At 45.2% G+C, this 19,644-nt stretch carries 14 protein-coding genes and 1 pseudogene; 13 read left to right on the top strand and 2 right to left on the bottom strand.

Features of this window, described 5'->3' with window-relative positions; genetic code table 11:
* Nucleotides 1–23: 23 nt before the first annotated feature.
* Nucleotides 24–1,394: a carotenoid oxygenase family protein gene (locus MiSe_RS22970; RefSeq protein WP_226585221.1), complete on the top strand. Its 1,371-nt coding sequence runs from the start codon at nt 24–26 to the stop codon at nt 1,392–1,394.
* Between the two features lie 333 nt (nt 1,395–1,727).
* Here the strand turns inward: MiSe_RS22970 and tnpA are convergent, their stop codons facing one another.
* The gene (tnpA, locus tag MiSe_RS22965) at nt 1,728–2,129 is read right to left on the bottom strand and encodes an IS200/IS605 family transposase (RefSeq protein ID WP_226585219.1); all 402 of its coding nucleotides are present in this window, start codon (nt 2,127–2,129) and stop codon (nt 1,728–1,730) included.
* 73 nt (nt 2,130–2,202) lie between these two features.
* Between tnpA and MiSe_RS53960 the strand changes: the two genes are divergently transcribed.
* From MiSe_RS53960 to MiSe_RS22955, 4 genes are all read left to right on the top strand, one after another.
* The gene (locus tag MiSe_RS53960) at nt 2,203–2,511 is read left to right on the top strand and encodes a hypothetical protein (RefSeq protein ID WP_444980537.1); all 309 of its coding nucleotides are present in this window, start codon (nt 2,203–2,205) and stop codon (nt 2,509–2,511) included.
* 45 nt (nt 2,512–2,556) lie between these two features.
* On the top strand, nt 2,557–3,303 hold the full coding sequence (locus tag MiSe_RS53955) for an RNA-guided endonuclease InsQ/TnpB family protein (RefSeq protein WP_444980536.1): 747 nt from the start codon (nt 2,557–2,559) through the stop codon (nt 3,301–3,303).
* 326 nt (nt 3,304–3,629) lie between these two features.
* Nucleotides 3,630–4,283, top strand: a complete 654-nt coding sequence (locus MiSe_RS51130) for a carotenoid oxygenase family protein (protein WP_264196660.1) — start codon at nt 3,630–3,632, stop codon at nt 4,281–4,283.
* Nucleotides 4,283–5,851, top strand: a complete 1,569-nt coding sequence (locus MiSe_RS22955) for a carotenoid oxygenase family protein (RefSeq protein ID WP_264196659.1) — start codon at nt 4,283–4,285, stop codon at nt 5,849–5,851. Before MiSe_RS51130 ends, MiSe_RS22955 begins: the two co-directional genes overlap by 1 nt.
* A 292-nt stretch (nt 5,852–6,143) precedes the next feature.
* On the opposite strand, the gene MiSe_RS22950 is transcribed toward MiSe_RS22955, so the two are convergent.
* Nucleotides 6,144–7,412, bottom strand: coding sequence for an S-methyl thiohydantoin desulfurase family protein (locus MiSe_RS22950; protein ID WP_226585217.1), 1,269 nt, complete (start codon nt 7,410–7,412; stop codon nt 6,144–6,146).
* 202 nt (nt 7,413–7,614) lie between these two features.
* Here MiSe_RS22950 and MiSe_RS22945 point away from each other — a divergent pair, with 202 nt between their 5' ends.
* From MiSe_RS22945 to MiSe_RS51125, 8 genes and pseudogenes are all read left to right on the top strand, one after another.
* On the top strand, nt 7,615–8,751 hold the full coding sequence (locus MiSe_RS22945) for a filamentous hemagglutinin N-terminal domain-containing protein (RefSeq protein ID WP_226585215.1): 1,137 nt from the start codon (nt 7,615–7,617) through the stop codon (nt 8,749–8,751).
* 165 nt (nt 8,752–8,916) lie between these two features.
* Nucleotides 8,917–10,113: an RNA-guided endonuclease InsQ/TnpB family protein gene (locus MiSe_RS22940; protein WP_226585214.1), complete on the top strand. Its 1,197-nt coding sequence runs from the start codon at nt 8,917–8,919 to the stop codon at nt 10,111–10,113.
* 57 nt (nt 10,114–10,170) lie between these two features.
* Nucleotides 10,171–11,553 (top strand): S-layer family protein, encoded by a 1,383-nt coding sequence (locus tag MiSe_RS22935; RefSeq protein WP_226585213.1) that lies wholly within the window; start codon nt 10,171–10,173, stop codon nt 11,551–11,553.
* Between the two features lie 492 nt (nt 11,554–12,045).
* Nucleotides 12,046–14,610 carry a CHAT domain-containing protein gene (locus MiSe_RS22930; protein ID WP_226585212.1) on the top strand — a complete coding sequence of 855 codons (2,565 nt, stop codon included), beginning with the start codon at nt 12,046–12,048 and terminating at the stop codon, nt 14,608–14,610.
* Nucleotides 14,611–14,680: 70 nt separating this feature from the next.
* Complete coding sequence (locus tag MiSe_RS22925; RefSeq protein ID WP_226585211.1) at nt 14,681–15,682, top strand: DUF928 domain-containing protein; 1,002 nt, start codon at nt 14,681–14,683, stop codon at nt 15,680–15,682.
* 78 nt (nt 15,683–15,760) lie between these two features.
* Nucleotides 15,761–17,833: a CHASE2 domain-containing protein gene (locus MiSe_RS22920; RefSeq protein WP_226585210.1), complete on the top strand. Its 2,073-nt coding sequence runs from the start codon at nt 15,761–15,763 to the stop codon at nt 17,831–17,833.
* A gap of 376 nt (nt 17,834–18,209) precedes the next feature.
* On the top strand, nt 18,210–18,461 hold the full coding sequence (locus MiSe_RS22915; protein WP_226585209.1) for a hypothetical protein: 252 nt from the start codon (nt 18,210–18,212) through the stop codon (nt 18,459–18,461).
* Nucleotides 18,462–18,478: 17 nt separating this feature from the next.
* Nucleotides 18,479–19,636: pseudogene (locus MiSe_RS51125) on the top strand (RNA-guided endonuclease InsQ/TnpB family protein).
* Nucleotides 19,637–19,644: the final 8 nt, after the last annotated feature.

Raw genomic sequence — 19,644 nt, 5'->3', positions numbered from 1 at the left:
TTATTAATTTTAAGTTTGTAAAAATGATTGGTTTAGGCCAAAATGACGCGCTGTACGCGCTTCGTTGGGACGGTCATAATCGTTTAAATAAATGGAAAATAGTCTATAAAGGTCGCGCTGTAAAAATAAGATCGACGATTCATCAAATGGGGATTACTGAAAGGTATGTAATTTTTGCTGAAACTGCGTTTAAGTTGGGTGTGGGAAGCCTAATTCCTGCTAGGAATACAAAATCACAAAAGCCAATTAAATCCTGGTATCAAGAGTTATCCCTCCAAAAGATTTTCGGTTTAACTTTTGACTGGATGCGCTTTCACCGAAAGGATCTGACGTTTCCTCAATTACCCAACACAACATTCTATATAATACCTCGTACAGAACTCGCTCGCGTAAAGCCTGGTGGTTCAGTCGAATCTAAACGGTTTACTATTGAAGGAGAGTGCAATCACTTCCTAGTGGAATACAAAAACTCGAATGATAAAATCACCATTTACGCTGCTCTGAATAAAGCTTCCGATGCGGCTGAATTTATCCATGGTGACGACGATAGCTCACCTTTTCCGAATACCATTCGGAGCGGATTCGCTGGAATTTTTAGCAACGGGATGGCTGTCAATCGTCCGGCAATTTATGTAATTGATGGTAAAACGGGTGTCAAAGAAAAAGAAGAGTTACTCGATTTCGAGGAATCCAAAACTTATACCTGGTCCCTTGGGCTTTGTACGTATCGAGACGATCTGCCCACGCCAGAGTTTACGGACATTTACTGGTTGGGATTTGGCGCTTGGAAAAATATCCAAACTCAGCTAGTTTACGACTTGTATAAAAAATATCCCTATCGAGATTCTAGGATGACCCTCGCTCAAGTAATGGAACAGATTGAACAAGGAGTTCCGACAATTTTATCTCGACTGCATATTGATCAAAGTGCAAAACCAATGTTGAGTATTGCCGATTCCTACAGGATTCCAGGCAATTATTTTGCCAATTCTCCACAGTTTGTTCCCCGAAAAAATTCAAAAGGAGCAACAGACGGATATATTATTTGTAGTGCGATCAACTCTGATAACTTGATTTCATATCTTGGAGATGAGTCTGGAGAAAATCCTGGTTGGTCGGATAACAGCGAACTTTGGGTTTTCGATGCTAAAAACTTAAGCCAAGGGCCCCTATGCCGACTCAGCCACCCCAAGCTGAACTTTAGTTTCACCCTACACACTGCTTGGCTGCCAAATCGCGCTCCTAGCCCCACGCGAGCATATGATGTTCGTGAAGATTTCCATCGGCTAGTCGAGGAAGCCTCAAAGCGCTACAGCCAAAAAGTGGGCAAACAAATGCGAGATCTGTTCGAGCAGGTGTATAGAGAGTTTGAAAGCGATCGCAAGTCGGTTTAACAGTGGAAATACCATGAAGAGAATTGATAGAAACGATAAAAATTGATCCTGAGTATTACAAGTAAATTGACTTTTAACCCTACCCTAGCAATCGACTAAGAACCATGACAACAAACCTTAAGAACGAACGTCCAGAAGCACGGCGATCGCCCAAAGCGGTCTTATCTGTAAGTTGAAATGCTAACTTTCTCGTAATAACTCCCCGCGAAGATTAGGGTTTGGGGAAAGATTACAATGCTTTGAACACGAACCTCTAGAATTAGTTGTTTATAGAATAACTCGCTCTAACCCCGTGTCAAAAGACCGGGGTAACCGCGCGAGACTTTAGTCTCGCTAACCCTTCTGTCGCTCAATATATCGCTTAACAGTTTCAGTGCAAATATTTCCAGCGGTTGATACAAAATAGCTAGGAGTCCAGAGAGTAGGAAGCTTAAGCAGTTCGGGGAACTCCTTCCGCAAATGATGCGAAGCTCGCCCTTTGATTTTTCTCATAATATCTGCTGGTGCATCACAAGGTTTAGCATTTAAGAACAAGTGTACGTGGTCTGGCATAATCTCTAAAGCAATAATTTGCCAGCGGTTTTCATTTGCTACTTCATAGATGATATCGGTTAAACGCCTCGCAACATCCCCAGTCAAGACAGCCTTTCTTCGCTTGGGTATCCAAACTAGGTGGTAGTTCAACAGAGATACTGCGTTGCTTTCGTGTCTATAGTCATTTGAGTTAAATTTCATAAACCCTTCTTGCCCGTCTGTCGATGTATAGGATATCATATACTAAGCTTATACCAATACTGTCAGGTTATTCATGCTAGTTATTGAGTACAAGGTCAAAGCCAAGCCATACCAGTACAAAGCGATTGATGAAGCAATTCGCACCGGACAATTTGTGCGAAATAAATGCTGGCGGTATTGGATGGATGCACCCAGAGATTCAAAGATTAATGGGTTTGCTTTGAACAAGTACTCGACCAAACTGCGCGAAGAATTCTCCTTCGTTAAAGACCTAAACTCAATGGCAGTACAAGCATCTGCCGAAAGAGGATGGGCTGCAATTTCTCGGTTTTACGAAAATTGTAAAGCTAAACAACCGGGTAAGAAAGGATTCCCGCGCTGACAAAAAGATAACGCAAGAGTTGAATACAAGACCAGTGGATGGTCTTTGCATAAAACCAAGCGGCGAATTACCATTACCGACAAAAAAGGTATTGGTGAACTGAAACTTCTGGGGAAGTGGGACATTCATACTTACCCGGTTAAATCAATTAAGCGCGTTAGATTGGTGAGGCGCGCTGATGGTTATTATTGCCAATTTGTAATCGATGTTGAGTGCTTTGAAAATCTTGAGCCAACTGATAACTCAATAGGGTTGGATGTCGGGCTAGAGTTTTTCTATACCGATTCCAACGGTCATACTGAAGAAAACCCGCGCTTTTTAAGAAAAGCTGAAAGGTTGATTAAACACGCTCAACGGCGAATCTATAAAAAGGAGAAAGGGAAGAACGGACGCCGCAAGGCAAGGCGGCGATTTGCTAAGAAACATTTGAGGGTAAGTAGGCAGCGGAATGAACACGCGAAGAGACTCGCGAGAAACGTATGCCGGTCTAACGACCTAGTAGCCTATGAAGACTTAAATGTGAGCAATATGGTCAAAAACCATTGTCTGGCTAAGTCTATCAGTGATGCTGGATGGGCGCTGTTTAGACGGTGGATTGATTATTTTGTAAGCAAATATCGTCGAGTTGCTATTGCTTTTGCGCCACACTATACGAGTCAAAAGTGCAGTCAGTGTGGCGCGATAGTGAAAAAGTCTCTATCAACTCGTACCCAGGTTTGTAAATGTGGATGTCGTTTAAATAGAGACTTTAACGCGGCAAAAAACATTTTAAATCTTGCAGGAGCAAGCTAGGGGAGGGCATCTCCGAAGTAACGCGCTCCGGAGTTGAAACCTCTACTCTTCTTGGGGCAACCCTGGTTGAGCAAGTTTCGACGCTGATTACAGAATCCCCGCGTATGCGCGACCGGGGAGTGTCAATATTAGGCATCCAATAACCAGTATGCTGCCGAACGTAAGAGTGATGAAACAACCTGAATGTAAAAATTTATATTTGTTTTATAATTTAAAATTTTTTTTTGTGTTACATTGCCAACCAATTGTGTTATCAACAGCCGAATTGTTACTGACAATCGGCTGGTGTTCGCTGGCAGAAATCTGTTAACTTCACTAGGAGTACTATGAGCGAATTGACTTCCAACCCAAGCGAAACGCCAACAACCCTCAGCGATCGCTCTCAACCACCGCGATCGCCTAAAGCTGTATTGTCCGTAAGTCGAGAAGAGTTTTATGGACAAGATCCCGAACATGAACCCCTGGAATTGATCGTAAAAGAAGGATTGACAGACAACGAGTGCCAATTACCAGATGATTTACAGGGTCATGTATTCGGCGCGGCAGGTAGCATCGATTCTCCCAACTCTCCAGGTTCTGATTGTGTTGTTGAACCTTATAAATCTGGTTGGACTCCTCTTTATAATGGGGATGGTATAATTTATCGTTTGGATTTCCATAAAACGCCTCAAAGTCTAACGCAAAAGAATGTTAAACAAAAACCAGGAAAAGCTTGGATGGCTACTCGGATCGTTAAAACTCCGGATTACTATGCAGATTTAGCACTACACAACAATCCTAAGTATCAAAAACAATGGCCTCATGAGTATAAGTGGCTCAAGTTCAGACAATTTGGTTTAGCTCGTTTTTCTATCAAACTAGGCGTTCGCAACTTTCTCAATACGGCATGTTTACGGATGAAATTTGCCAATGGGAGCGAGCGTTTGTTAGTAACTTGGGATGCGGGTCGTCCCTACGAAATTAACCCTTCCTGGAACTAATGGCTCCTATCGGGTGGCATTGGCAGTGGCATTCTATTACACAAATTGCACCTAAAGGTCCGTTTCCTCCAACTTTAAGCGCAGCACATCCGCAATTTGACTCTCAGACCAACGAAATGTTTACAGTCAATGGGTGTAAATCGCTTTCTGGCCTCTTCCCTTTATCAGACATATTTCAGTTTCATGCCCATAGATTTCAAAGGCGTTATCTAGAATATGGCGGGGTTAAAACCTTGGCAACAAGTATCATCCAGCAACTCAATAAAGTAATTGAATGGTTAGAAGGAGCGATTTCTGCTTTAGAGATTGGGGGAAAAGATGCGGTATATATAAACCGATGGACAGGTGTAGGCACTGGCATCAATCAATGGCAGGTTATGCAGTCTAACGGTCGTCCTATGAAGATTAGGCAAAGCCTACATCAAATGGCATTGACGAAGAATTATGCGATCTTGTCTGATTCAGCATTTAAACTTCATTTTACAGGTTTAATTCCTAGTCTATCTTGTAAAATATCTGATTTTAACAAATACATATATCAGATATTAGCTATTTTCAAAAAACCGCTCAATGTGCCTGAACATCCTTATACAGATATCTATTTTATCCCACGCGCTGGATTACGTAGCGATGTGGACATTGTAACTACGAAGCAAGTCAGGATTTACCCAGAAACAGCTCATTTTATTGCTGATTATGATGATGAGGAAGGGAAAGTAACGCTTCATGTTGGTCATACGGCAGCCTCAGACCCAGCAGAATTTGTCCTCGGCGTTGATCGAGCAGTCTCTAACAATTTCCAAGTCAAAAATCACCTAAAAGAACGGGCTGGTTTAACAGTTAGTCCGATGGATGCCAGTCGCTTAGGGTGCTGGGTGATTGACGTAGAAAATGAAACTGCAACCCCACCCGCATTTCTTCCTGAATGCGATTCTCGTCGGAATCTTTGGTCTTTAGCACTCTATACTGGACATGAATTTCAGCCTCTCCAAATTACGGATCTGTATTGGAATTGTTGGGGAGCTTGGCCTGAGCTGTATAGCCAATCCGCTTTTGATCTGTATGAATACTATCCAAACCGAATAGTATCCGTACCAGAGATAGTCAATAAAATCATCAAATATGGCAAACCAGCTAACCTGCTACGGCTGCATATAGATCGCTCTGAAAGTACAGATCGACCCAAACTAACCCTTGAAGATTGTTACAATTTTCCCCCTGGCTACTTCGGGAATTCACCCCAGTTCGTCCCCCGTGCTGGCTCCAAAGATCCGACCGACGGATATTGCAGCGTTGTATTGTTCTCCGATAACTTACTTTCTGACAACAACGAACTTTGGATTTTTGATGCCAAAAACCTGAGTGCTGGGCCGCGCTATCGGCTCAGCCATCCCCAACTTAATATAGGGGTAACTATTCACACCACTTGGTTGAGCAAGTTGGAAACTCCCCCAATTCGCGAAGACTACAGCGTGCGGAAAGATTACCAGGACGCTGTTAATAAAACTAGGTCACAAGCAATCAAGACCTTGTTTGAGCAGGATGTCTACCCTCACTTTGAAAGCTAGGAGAACAAAATGATTACACTTATATCAAAATGGAAATATTTTACTACTAGTTTTGGTTTTTGGATGCTGGAAAACCCAAAAAGCAGGCAAACAAATGTTAGATTTGTTATGGCAAGTTTACCAAGCGTTTGAATGCGAGCGCAACCGATAAACCAACCCTCCTCGCCTCAGCAGTTGTAACTTTAGTCAAGATGTTTTTCATGGTTTTTATCTCAATATTAGGTTCCCAATAAGGAAAAATAAAAAATCCCTCTCGTTAGAGGGATTGGAAAATAGCTCGCTCTAACCGGAGCTAGCCATTTTGTAATTCCTCAATCGGTACATAAAGGCCGTTATATCCCAGTATTTTAAGCCCCTCTAAATAGCTATTAATGATAGACTCTGTCTGACGCGATTGCTCTGGTGCTTTCAAGCCAATAACAGCCAACTCCTGACCTTCTTTTATCTCTTCATTGGTTAGGGGTGTCCCGTCGGGAGTCAAGTAACAAATTAGATCCGGCCCCATGGCGATGGGTTGTTCGATCGAATCAAATGGGTAGCGATCGCGACAAGCAATTAAATTTTCGTTTAGCACCAGGACGCAAACTTCCTCCTCCTCTTTTTTGAGGACTACAGTAATCTTATCCAATCGTCCAATATTTTGCTTATCAATTTTGGCAATAGTTCCCTGGAATAGCAGAAAGGCACTTGGATTATCAGCGCTACCGGGGTCGTTAAAAAATTGCAACAGTGCGGCGACTGGATCTTTTCCTTTCTCTTTTGCTTGACGCAGAACTGACCCCACATTTTGGGCGAGGCTAATTGTGTTAGCAATAACTGGATGCTTATTTTGTAAAGTGTTACCGTCCATCACGTAAGACGCCATAACACCTTCATTGTTAAATTCATTTGTCTGCATTATTTCTGTAATCAGAGCGTTCGATTTAGAAACTTGGTCTACGTGGATCGCCACCTTTGTTTTCTTTTCTGGGTCTGATGTAATAGTTGCCATTGTGGCAGGATGAACGGGAATATCGCTGACAGAATATGTCAGCATATTGAGTGAGGGTATCGATCGCCCAGCACCGTCACAATCAACTATAGCTATGCTCTTGCTTACCGCTACGAACATGGCTAAAAAAGTGTTTCCGGTGCCAATCTCTAGGGGCATTACGTAGGAGAAACTCTCGAAAGAATGATTTTCTGGGAGTTCCTTCTGCTGGAGCATGATGCTCTCTAGCAGATCAAACGGAGCGCTCGCAACTTTTTCTAAGTCTGGGAGCGCGAAACGACCGGCGGAATTTTCGCCTTTACTGGCAAACATTTTAGAGGAAAATCCCAGACGTAAAAAAGTATCCTTTGTTGAAGGTGGGACCTTGCTGGGTGCGCCCCCAGCAAAAGGTACGACTCCCCATTGCTCTGCCGCTACCTCTTCAATTTTTATTAGTTCGACTGTCTCTGATTTCTCCAAAATCCAATTGAGGATCTGTTCCCCCATCTCCCGCGAACCACCGCCACCGCTGGCTAGAAAAGCAGATCCATTGAGAATATCTGCAAGTTCCTGTCTACCCAGTTGTGCCATCTGAGCCTCTCTAATTAAAAATTATTATTCTCATAACTAATTTATTGGCAACTCAAAGACAAGTTGATTTAATAAAAATTAATAATATACTAGATAAAAAAAATGTAAAAAAATTAGTAAAATATAAGGGATAGATCCTAGCATACCTTCCTCATCCAGAGCGGCTGGATGTAACTGCCTGCACAAAATGCCCTCGAACCAGATGCGTTGTTTATTTCAACTAAAGTTTGCTTACGCCTGCTTAGCGGTGATTTGTGGGGCATTAAACAGCCCTGTTGCTGCTCAAATTGTCCCCGATGCGACTCTGCCGACTAATTCGATTGTTACCCCAAACGGCAATATCTTCACGATTGACGGCGGAACAACCGCAGGGGGCAACCTGTTCCACAGCTTCCGGGAATTTTCTGTTCCCACGGGGAATACAGCATTTTTCAACAACGCCGCAACCATTGACAACATTATTACCCGCGTCACTGGGGGGCAAATTTCTAACATTGACGGGTTAATTCGTGCCAATGGAAACGCTAGTCTATTTTTAATTAATCCCAGCGGTATTATCTTTGGCGCTAACGCCAAACTTGATATCGGAGGTTCATTTATTGGCAGTACTGCCGACAGCATTCGGTTAGGTGATGGTAGCATTTTCAGTGCTACAAATCCTAATGCTCCACCGCTGCTAACAGTGAATGTTCCTATCGGCTTGCAATACGGCTCGAATCCAGGGGATATTCGGGTGCAAGGCGGGGGACACGACCTCGTACAACCACAGATATCACCTTTTATCATCGGTCAGATAAAGGGTTTACAGGTACAGAACGCACATACGCTGGCTCTGGTGGGAGGGAACGTCATCTTAGAAGGGGGTGTACTTACGGCAGAGTCAGGAAGGATTGAGTTAGGTGGTGTTGCTGACGGACAGGTCAGCCTTAGTTCAACCGTCACGGGTTGGACGTTGGGTTATGACAATATAAAAAACTTCAGGGATATTCGGTTACTCTCCCTGTCAGCAGTCGATACCAGCGGCGCTCCTGGTGGCTCTATCCGGGTAAGCGGGCGCAACTTAGAGATGCGAGATGGTTCAGTTGTGCATATTCAAAACCAAGGGCCTCAACGCGGTGGCGATATAGTCGTAAATCTTTCTGGATCTCTAGAAGCCTTTGGCATTCCCAATACAACAAAACCAAGCATTTTGGCGACCAGCTTGATTAATGACACTGTAGAAGCGGGAGATTCAGGAAATATAACAATTTCAGCTGGGCGGGTGGTTTTCCAAGGCGGGGCGCAAATGGGTACTCCAACCTATGCGACTGGAGCTAGCGGCGACATTATTGTTACCTAAGAAGATCGGGAAGCTCTTAGCCACGTCAATTTATTGCGTGATCGAGCAGCGTAGCTGAGCAACTTTAGTTGCGGTCACACATAACATTTTGTTACGGAATAGGTTAGGGAATACAAACTCCCTAAGACAGGCTGTACAATAACCACGGGTCGATAAAACAACGCCATGATTGTCTACGAATTTAAAATCAAAGGAAAAGTTGAACAGTACCGTTCAATCGACGAAGCGATCCGAACATTTCAATTCGTTCGCAACAAAACCATTAGATTTTGGATGGACAATCGCGGCGTTAAACTGTCTGAATTTAGCAAGCAGAGCGCCATCCTAGCCAAAGAATTCGAGTTGGCAGATAAACTTAATTCCCAAGCGAGGCAAGCAGCGACCGAACGAGCATCGTTTTCGGTGCAGCGATTTTACGATAACTGCAAGTCTGGCAAGCCGGGAAAGAAAGGGTATCCCAAATTTCAGAAACGTAACCGCTCCGTGGAATACAAAACCACTGGGTGGAAGCTATCAGACAACCGCAAACATATCAACTTTACCGATAAATGCGGCATTGGTAGGTTAAAACTGCTCGGGACGCGAGATCTGCACTATTACCAAACAGAACAGATTAAGCGGGCAAGAATAGTACGGCGTAGCGATGGCTATTACATTCAGTTTGTCATTCAAGCAGAACGCAACATAAATGTTAAGCCTACTGGTAAAACCATCGGATTGGATGTTGGATTAGCAGCCTTTTATACCGATTCCGAAGGGAACAAGGTAGAGAATCCCCGCCACCTACGTAAATCCGAGAAGGCGTTAAAAAGGTTGCATCGTCGCGTTTCCAAGAAAAAGAAAGGCTCCAACAATCGCCGAAAGGCAATTAAAAAGTTGGGGCGCAAGCATCTAAAAGTTTCCCGCCAGCGTAAAGACTTTGCCGTTAAGACGGTATTGTGCGTGGTGAAATCGAGGGATTTCGTGGCGTTTGAGAAACTGCAAGTCCGAAACATGGTGAAAAATCGCCATTTAGCCAAGTCTATCAGCGATGCTGCATGGTCGCAATTCACCGAATGGTTGGAATATTTGGGTAGGGTTTATGGGAAAGTGGTGGTAGGAGTACCGCCTCAATATACCAGTCAAAATTGTTCTAGTTGCGGTGAAATAGTGAAAAAGTCGCTGTCTGTTCGCACTCATATTTGTCAATGTGGATGCGTTTTAGATCGTGACCATAATGCGGCAATTAATATTTTGGATAAGGCGCTGAAGCAGACTGGCTATCAGTTAACAAGTACCGTGGGGCACACGGGAATTAACGCTTTGGGAGAGAAGATCCTCTACCCGGATTTGGCAACAAGTCTGGGCAAGATCGCTCTGTGAACCAAGAATCCGCCGTCTTTCAAGCGGCGGAGTGTCAAAGCATCCGAGTCTGTCCAGGTGGCTGGAACTCAGCTCAATTCATCTGGTGTTCCCATAGTCAGTCTGATCAGTCCCGCATCTTTTGGAGCCGGAAGAGCCGGAAATCTGACATTATCTACAAGGCGGTTGCAGATTCTCGATGGAGCGCTCGTATCCTCTCTGGTTCTGGGAACTGGCAGCGGTGGCGATGTGGAGGTTAATGCTACCGATTCTATAGAAATCGTTGGAGCCAGTCCAGATTTTTCGGGCAGCAATTTGTCTGCTACCACTTTCAATGCTGGAAATGCAGGCAACATCACCGTTAATACAGCCAGATTAGTGCTGCGAGATGGCGGTAGAGTCGATGCGAATACGATCGCAAGTGGCAATGCAGGTAACGTAACCGTCAACGCTTCCGATTCTGTAGAGATTAGCGGCACAGTGCGAAGTCCCAGCTTAATCACCCCCTCTCAGGTAGGTTCAGCCGCTAACACCCCCGATCCCGCTTTACAACAGCTTTTGGGACTTGCCCCCATACCATCTGGCAGTCCGGGAAATGTCACCATCAACACCCCCGTGCTGCGCGTTTCCGATGGGGCGCTAGTCACAGTCAAAAATGATGGTACGGGCAATGCCGGAAATCTGCAAATTCGAGCCAATTCTATCTTTCTAAACAGCGGCGGCGGTATCACCGCATCCACCGCCTCTGGGGAAGGGGGAAACCTTTCGTTGCGCGTGGGTTCCCTCCAACTTCGCAACAGGAGCCAAATCAACGCCGAAGCACGCGGAAACGGCAATGGGGGCAACATTAACCTCAACACCAATACTTTAGCCGTCCTAGAAAACAGCCGCATCAACGCCAACGCCTTCCAGGGTGCAGGCGGCAACATTGCGATTAATACTCAAGGCATCTACCTTGCGCCCAATAGCCGCATCACCGCTAGTTCCCAACTCGGCGTCGCTGGCGTAGTGCAAATTACCGATCCCGAAGTCAATTCCAGTGCTGGGTTAGTCAATTTACCCGAAAATGTCACCGACAAGAGCGACCAAATACAGGTGGGATGTGCTGCACAACAAGGCAATTCCTTTACCGTCATCGGACGCGGCGGCTTACCGGAAGACCCAACGGCGACGCTGTCCGCGCCGACGGTGTGGCGAGATCTGCAAGATTTTGCACAAGGGGATTTGTCTAACCAAGGAAACAGGTCGAGCGCAGCAGTCCCCGCCTCCTCCTCACTCTCCGCGTCAGAGCGTCAGAGCGTCAGAGCGTCCTCTTCTATCTCCCCTCCCGACCGCATTGTCGAAGCAACTGGCTGGATAATTAATGCATCGGGGCAAGTCGAATTGGTCGCCCATCTGCCCCAAGGTACTCCCAGTCCTTCGGCGTTCCGAGTTCCTCAATGTAGAGATTTGCCTAATTGAAACCCAGATCCCTATCACCTTTGTTTCTGGCTGCGATCAATAGTTTCCCTGGGACAATTTTTCATCGCCACCCGGTTTCTTTGCGGTTGTAGAAACCGGGTTTCTGCCTGGGATCAATTCATAGAAACCCGCTTTCTTTGCGTCAGTCGTGTTCCGTATATTTCCTGACTCAATTCCGAAAAGCTCCGTGAAATTACGGTAATCTAGCCCGAGCAAGTTTTTCGGGGTTGACTCAGAAAAAATACTTAGGTAAAAATAAGTTTAATGAAGCGAGCTACAATTGACGGCGAGCGCTAGCTACTATTTATCGAAAAACTATGTTAAACACGAAGCTGGCGCGATTGTCAGAATTGAGTTTGAAAAAAATTCTACATAAAATTAAGGCAATTAACCAGTCTAGTAGAGATGAAGATCGCCCAAAAACACAAAAAAAAATATTTTCAGCTCGGCGCGATAGCACAAAGCGCTAGAAGCCAAAGAACATTATTGCTAATGCCTTGTTTGTTCGCGCTCAGTTTGTTGTTGGTAACAGCAGGAATTCCAGCGCTCGCGCAACAGGTAACATCCCCAAATTCCCATATCGTTGAGTTAGGACAAATTGTCTCCACCGCCAGAGAAATGCTCTCGCAACAAGGAAGACAATTATACGAAGCGGGACAGTTTTCGGCAGCGGCAAATCTTTGGCAACAAGCGGCAGATTTATATGCCAAACAGGGCGCTATTTTAAACCAAGCACAAACTCTCAACTATCTGGCATCAGCATATCAAGAATTAGGACAGTGGTCCCTGGCAGAAAAAGCTATAGAAACCAGCATAAATTTACTGCCAAAAAACAAGGACTCAAGAGCGACCGCAATTTTAGCTCAAGCATTGAATAATAAAGGCAGTCTCCAACTGGCGCGAGGACAAACAGAAGCTGCCCTAGAAACTTGGAAGCAAGCCGAACAAAATTATGCTCGCGCCAAAAACGAAATTGGAAAGCTGGGAAGCCGCATTAACCAAGCAAATGCCTTGCAAGCTTTGGGGCAATATCGACGCTCGAAAATACTCCTACAGCAGTTGGTAGGAGAGTTGAAAAACCAACCGGATTCTCTAGTAAAAGCCGATGGATTGCGGAGTTTGGGCATTGCCTTGCAAACAATCGGCGACTTATTGCAATCCAAAGAAATGTTAGAGCAAAGTTGGGCAATTAGCCAGCGCCTGGGAGCTAGTGCCAATCCGGGCGAAACTCTTTTGAGCATTGGCAATATAGCCAGAGATTTACAGGAATATGAAGTAGCGCGGGCATACTATCAAGCAGCCCAGAAAAAAGCAAAAAATGCGCTCGCATCCGTCCAAGCTCAACTTAACCTACTCAGTTTGTTTGTACAAACAAAACAGTGGGAACCAGCACGCGCTTTAGTCCCAGAAATAGAATCAACAATATCCAATTTATCTCCCAGTCGCGCCGCTATCTACGCTAGGGTGAATTTTGCAGAAAGTTTGATGCAGGTGAGCTTGGGAGCAGGTGAGCTTGGGAGTAAATGGGAAAGGGAATCTGTTACATCTGTTGCTCAAATTTTGGCAACGGGGGTGCAACAAGCCAAACAAATTAGCGATAAACGTGCAGAAGCATATTCCCTCAATCAACTGGGGAAGCTTTACGAACAAAACCAACAGTGGCAAGATGCTAAAAATTTAACCCAGCAAGTACTGCAAATTGCACAAGAAATCGATGCAAACGATATTACCGCACGTGCTGCTTGGCAGTTAGGGCGAATACTCGAACGGCAAGGGGATATAACAGCAGCGATCGCAGCATATCGCAATGCTTATAATAACCTGCAATCCCTCCGCAGCGACTTGGTGGCAATTAATCCTGACGCCCAGTTTAATTTTAGAGATCATGTCGAACCAGTTTATCGGGAATTCGCCAGCTTGTTGTTGCAACCAAATGCCAATCAAGAAGATATCAAACAAGCGCGCACAGTCATCGAAGCTTTGCAACTGGCAGAATTAGATAACTTCTTTCGCGATGCTTGCTTGGATATTCAGCCAGCCCAAATTGATGAAATTGATACCCAAGCAGCGGTATTTTATCCGATTATTTTGAGCGATCGCTTAGAAGTTATCCTATCATTGCCCAAGCAACCCCTGCGCCACTACAGCACCCCACTCGGCGCAACGCAAGTGGAAAGTATCTTGCAAAAAATGTATTCATCCCTGTATTTGGGTTATTCCTCCCCAGAACGATTGCGGTTTTCTCAGCAAATCTACGACTGGCTGATCAAACCCGCCGCAGCGGACCTCAACAACAGCAAGATTACCACCTTAGTGTTTGTACCGGATGGTTTTTTGAGAAATTTACCAATGGCGGCGCTGTACGATGGTAAACAATACTTAGTTGAGAAATATGCGATCGCTCTCAGTTCGGGTTTGCAACTGTTTCCTCAAAGTTTGGAACGGCAAAAACCTACCGCCCTAACCGTCGGTTTAACCGAAGCTAGACAAGGTTTCTCCGCCCTCCCCGGCGTCCTTGTGGAACTGAAGCAAATAGCTGTTGAACTGAATTCTAAAATGCTGTTAGATAAACAATTTACCCGTCAAACATTCCAAGAACAAATGAACGCCACATCTTTTGAAATCGTTCATCTCGCAACTCACGGGCAATTCAGTTCTAACCCAGAAGAAACATTTTTGCTCACCTGGGACGATCGGATTAGCATTCAAGATTTCGATCAATTTTTTCAAAAAAGGCGCGTAGGAATACTTAGACCAATCGAATTATTAGTGCTTAGCGCCTGTCAAACCGCATCGGGAGATAAACGCGCCGCATTGGGATTAGCCGGATTGGCTCTGCGTTCCGGCGCCAGCAGTACCCTGGCAAGTCTGTGGTCGGTCAACGACGAATCAACCGCCAATTTGATGAGCGAGTTTTATCGCCAACTCACGCAGTCAAATTCATCTATAACCAAGGCCGAAGCTCTGCGTCAAGCTCAACTCGCTCTGTTAAAAAATCCCCTATTCGACCATCCCTATTTTTGGGCATCGTTTGTTTTAGTCGGCAATTGGTTGTAAATTAGTATTAAATAACAGGAGCCATCTTCTTAAGGAAATTTTAATAAAATCGCTCACCAGAGATCGCACTATGACTCAATTCAAACCCACCACTTTTACCACCTGGTTATCAGCAACCCTCAGCGGTGTCGCTGTTATTGCCAGTAGCTTCTACCAATCGGTACAAGCAACTCCAAAACCGATTGGGCAAGACAGAGATGTTCTGATTAGTCTGCGATTTGAAGCCCCAGGAGAAGCCGCACCGAGAAGCACCATCGGCGGCGGGACGCGCGGTAACGTCAGATTTGCTGCACCCGGAGAAGTTGCACCCAATAACACTACCGGCGGCGGGACGCGCGGGAACGTCAAATTTGCGCCCCCAGAAGATGCTGCACCCGTTAACACGACGGGGGGCGGGACGCGGGGGAACGTGCGATTCGCCGCCCCAGGAGAGGCTACACCCAGGAACACCATCGGCGGCGGCAGTCGCGGCAATGTGAGATTCCAAACGCCGGGAGAAAGCGCCCCCGCTAACACCGCATCGGGAGGCACTCGTACCGAAGGACAACTCGCTTTGAGGGCATTGCTGCCAATAACGCGCTACGGACGCACAGTAGCCGCACGTCCGACCTTTTTTGTTTACTTACCGCCGACTGCTAGCAAAGAAGTATTTTTTAGCGTGCAAGACGAACGCAGAAATCATCACTATCAAACCATTCTGAAGATTTCTGGCCAGGGGGGAATTGTCAGTTTCACCCTTCCAGAAGATGCCCCCGAACTAGAGATTGGCAAAAACTACGTCTGGTTCTTTGCACCCATCCAGCCCGGAGGAATTCTCCAACCAGATAATAATGGGGCAATAGGGTGGATCAGGCGAGTCGAGAGCCAAACGGCTCAAAATGCAACTAAAACGCCCCTAGAGCGGGCTACAGAATACGCCCAGCAGGGGATTTGGTACGATACTGTGGCAATCTTAGCGTCGGCTAAACTGACACAGCCGGGGAATGCCACCTTGGCTAGCGAGTGGAAAGATCTGTTAAAAGAAGTGGGATTGGAAGCGATTGCCAATCAACCCATCGCAGAACAGCTGTAATCTGAAGAGCTAATTGGTAATCGGTAATGGGTAATAATGACAAATTAGCAATTACCAATTACCAATTACCCATAACCTATGTGGAAAAAACTAAAACAGCGACTCGGACAATGGCGAGGAGTATTAATTATTACTACCAGCGTAGCTGGATTAATTATTGTTGGCTCCCAGGCTGGTTTTTTCCGGTTACTAGAATGGGCAATCTTCGATCAATTTGTGCTGTTGCGGAAAGCCGAGCCAATCGACCAGCGCATTGTCATTGTAACGATTGGCGAGTCAGATATTAATTATGTCCGCAAATGGCCCATGTCCGACCGGGCAATGGCAAGGCTTATTCGCAACATCAAAGCCCAAGAACCTAGAGCAATTGGCATCGATATTTATCGAGATTTACCAGTCGAACCGGGGCATGAAGAATTAGTTGAATTATTTAAGTCTAACCCCAACTTAATTGGAATTGAAAAAGTAGGCGGGGAACCGATTGCACCACCCCCAACTTTGAAAGAACTAGAGCAAGTAGCTGCGGCGGATTTAGTATTAGATACCGATGGGAAGGTGCGGCGGAGTTTAATTTTAGTGGGAAATAAGAAAGGTGTGTTTAGAGAGGGACTGGGAACCAAAACAGCGTTAATGTATTTGGAAAAAGAAGGGATTAATCTTCAGGTTATCGCTCAAAATAAAAAAATATATAGATTGGGTAAAGCAGTCTTTGTTCCCTTGGCGGGTAATGAGGGAGTTTATCACAAAGGGGACATGGGGGGATACCAGATTTTATTAAACTATCGCGGGCAACTGAATCGGTTTCCTAACATATCGCTGCAGGATGTGTTAGAGAATAGAATACCAGAGGGGCTGATGCGCGATCGCATCGTCTTTATCGGCGCAACAGCACCCAGCCTCAACGACCTTTTCCAAACACCTTATACAAGCAAATTATTCGGTATTTCCCAACTGACGCCGGGAGTAGTAATTCACGCCAATATAACCAGCCAAATTTTAAGTGCAGCAATAGAAGGTCGTCCCCTGCTGCGTGCTTGGAATCAACCTTTAAATTGGCTGTGGATTATTTTTTGGTCTGGGTGTAGTGCGACTTTAGGTTCAATGTACCTCCGCAGGCGATGGGCTGTTGTTGGCATTTTTATCGCCGGGGGCAGTATTGTTATTATCTCATATTTAGCCTTTCTATCAGGTTGGTGGATACCTGCATTTGCTCCCCTCCTCTCTGTTGTTACATCTGCTGTAATCAGCATCGGATATGTTTTGTTGAAGAATCTCAGACTTTCTTATCGAAAATTAGAAGAATACGCCCAAACCCTAGAACAAAAAGTAGAAGAACGCACCGCCCAACTCGCGCAAGCCAATCAAGAAATTACCGCGCTCAACGAGCAACTTAAAGCCGAAAATATTCGCCTCAATGCTGAATTGGAAATCACCAAGCGACTGCAACAAATGATTTTACCGAAACAAGCAGAATTAGAGGCAGTTGAAGACTTAGAAATTGCTGGATTTATGGAACCTGCCGAGCAAGTGGGCGGCGATTACTACGACGTGCTACCCGAGAATGGAAAGGTGAAAATTAGCATCGGCGATGTCACCGGACATGGGTTAGAAAGCGGCGTATTAATGTTAATGACCCAAACCGCAGTCAGAACGCTACAAGAAACTAAGATTACCGATCCGGTACAATTTTTAGATATCCTCAACCGCACGATTTATCACAACATCGCTCGGATGAAATCCGATAAAAATCTCACCCTCGCCGTACTAGACTATGCCAAAGGGAAACTTAGCATCAGCGGTCAACACGAAGAGACAATTATCGTGCGTGCTGATGGAGAAATCGAGCGAATTGATACAATAGATCTGGGATTTCCGATTGGGTTGGATGAGGAAATTGCTGATTTTGTCTCCCAAATCCAAATACAGTTAAATTCTGGGGATGTGGTGGTGCTTTACACCGATGGCATCACCGAAGCTGAAGATATGAATAGCCAGCAATACGGCCTAGAAAAACTGTGCGAAGTCGTGAGAGAAAATCGGCTGCTATCGGCTCAAGAAATTCGGCAATTGGTGATAGAAGACCTGCGGCGGCACATCGGCAAGCAAAAGGTGTTTGATGATATTACGTTGGTGGTTTTAAAACAAAAATAGGTGAGAGCAAATTTGGTTGCATCGGCAGGATTAGCTTTGTTGGTAATTGCTCTAACCGCCTTGACTAACCGGAAACGATATTGTGATTCTAGGCATTTGTCCGGGAATACTGAGGATGAGAAACCGGGTTTCTGCGTCGAACGCGAGTGCGGAAGGGAGGCATATCTCTAGTTCTCTTGCGACGATTTTTCATAGAAACTTTGGTGTTTGCGTCAGTCCTGCGGGAAGACTGAGGATGGGAGCGGAGCTTTAAGTAGCGTTGACTAGATAAAGTAGTATAAATTTTGTCTTGCGTCCCTTGCGCGTGCCTTTGGCATATGGCGCAGAACCCAATCTGCTCTGTTAATATTGGCACATCTCAACCCAGGAGAGTCACATGAGCGAACCAACTCAGAGCAACACCAAAGCAGTAAAGAGCGACTGTCCCCCAGTTCCCCAGTCGATGATGACGGCAAGTCGGGAAGAACTAGATAACATCCAACTGGAAATTGAGGGGGCTAAAAACAGTGACAAAAAATCTGCCCAAATCTACTTAAATCTCTCTAAAACCACAGTGAGTGTAAAGATTTGCGAAGATTTGAGTTGGCCAAACCAAGCCAATTGCATAATTACACTCAAGAGCAGATAGTCAAGACCAACCCTTTCGTGCTACTCGGATTTAAAACCCAAATCCAACTCAAAAACACTCAAGCTCAACTGCTTGCCAAACATGCAGGAGTAGCACGTCATGCTTGGAACTGGGGATTAGGGTTAACCAAAGCCATCTTAAACCACAATCAGACCCACCCAGAGGATAAAATCAAATTCCCCAGCGCCATCGATTTACATAAATGGCTAGTAGCATTAGTCAAATCCAAATATCCTTGGTACTATGAAGTTTCCAAAACTGCCCCTCAATATGCATTAATGCATTTAAGAGCAGCTTGGAAGAAATGCTTTGAGAAGAAAGCTGCTACGCCAAAATTCAAGAAAAAAGGACGGCACGATTCATTTACCTTAGAAGGGACGATCAAAATCATCAGCCCCTTCAAAATACAAGTTCCTGTCATCGGAGTATTAAAAACCTACGAACGTTTGCCTAATGGCATCACACCTCATACAGTAACGATTAGCCGCCTTGCGGATCGATGGTTCATTTCGTTTAAACTAGAGGTGGAACCCACATGTACCCCAAAAGCAATTGATATTGTTGGGGTAGACTTAGGAATATTAAATTTAGCCACACTTTCAACTGGGGAAGTTTTTGTCGGAGCCAAAAAAACTCGCGGTCTGCTCAAAAGGCTGGCTCACTAGCAATGGAGCCATCGGCACAAACAACTTGGCGAGAAAAATTGGCTAAAAGCCAAAAAAATAGCGCGGTTGCATAGCCAAATTGCTAACATTCGCCGTGACTACTTACACAAGTTAACAACCTACCTCGCCAAGAACCACGGTGTGGTGGTAATTGAAGACTTAAATGTGAGCGGGATGTTAGCCAATGGAAAATTAGCCCTAGCTATTGCTGATGGAAGTTTTTACGAATTCAAGCGACAGTTGCAATATAAATGTCAACTTTATGGTTGCTCACTGCTCGTCGTTTCTCGATGGTTTCCGAGTTCTAAAACTTGCCATTGTTGTGGTGAGGTGAAACAGTCTTTATCTTTATCAGAGCGGATTTTTCAGTGTGAAAAATGTGGTTGGACATGTGATAGAGACTTAAATGCAGCGTTAAACTTAGAGCGAGTAGGGAGAGCTGCTCCCGAATTTACGCCTGGGGACTGTTTTCGCCGACTCCCAAGGTGGAAGCAGGAAGCCACGCCTTAACCAGTCTC

It is taken from the genome of Microseira wollei NIES-4236, from assembly GCF_020521235.1.
GTDB lineage: Bacteria > Cyanobacteriota > Cyanobacteriia > Cyanobacteriales > Aerosakkonemataceae > Microseira > Microseira wollei.
This window is presented reverse-complemented; position numbering and strand designations above follow the sequence as displayed.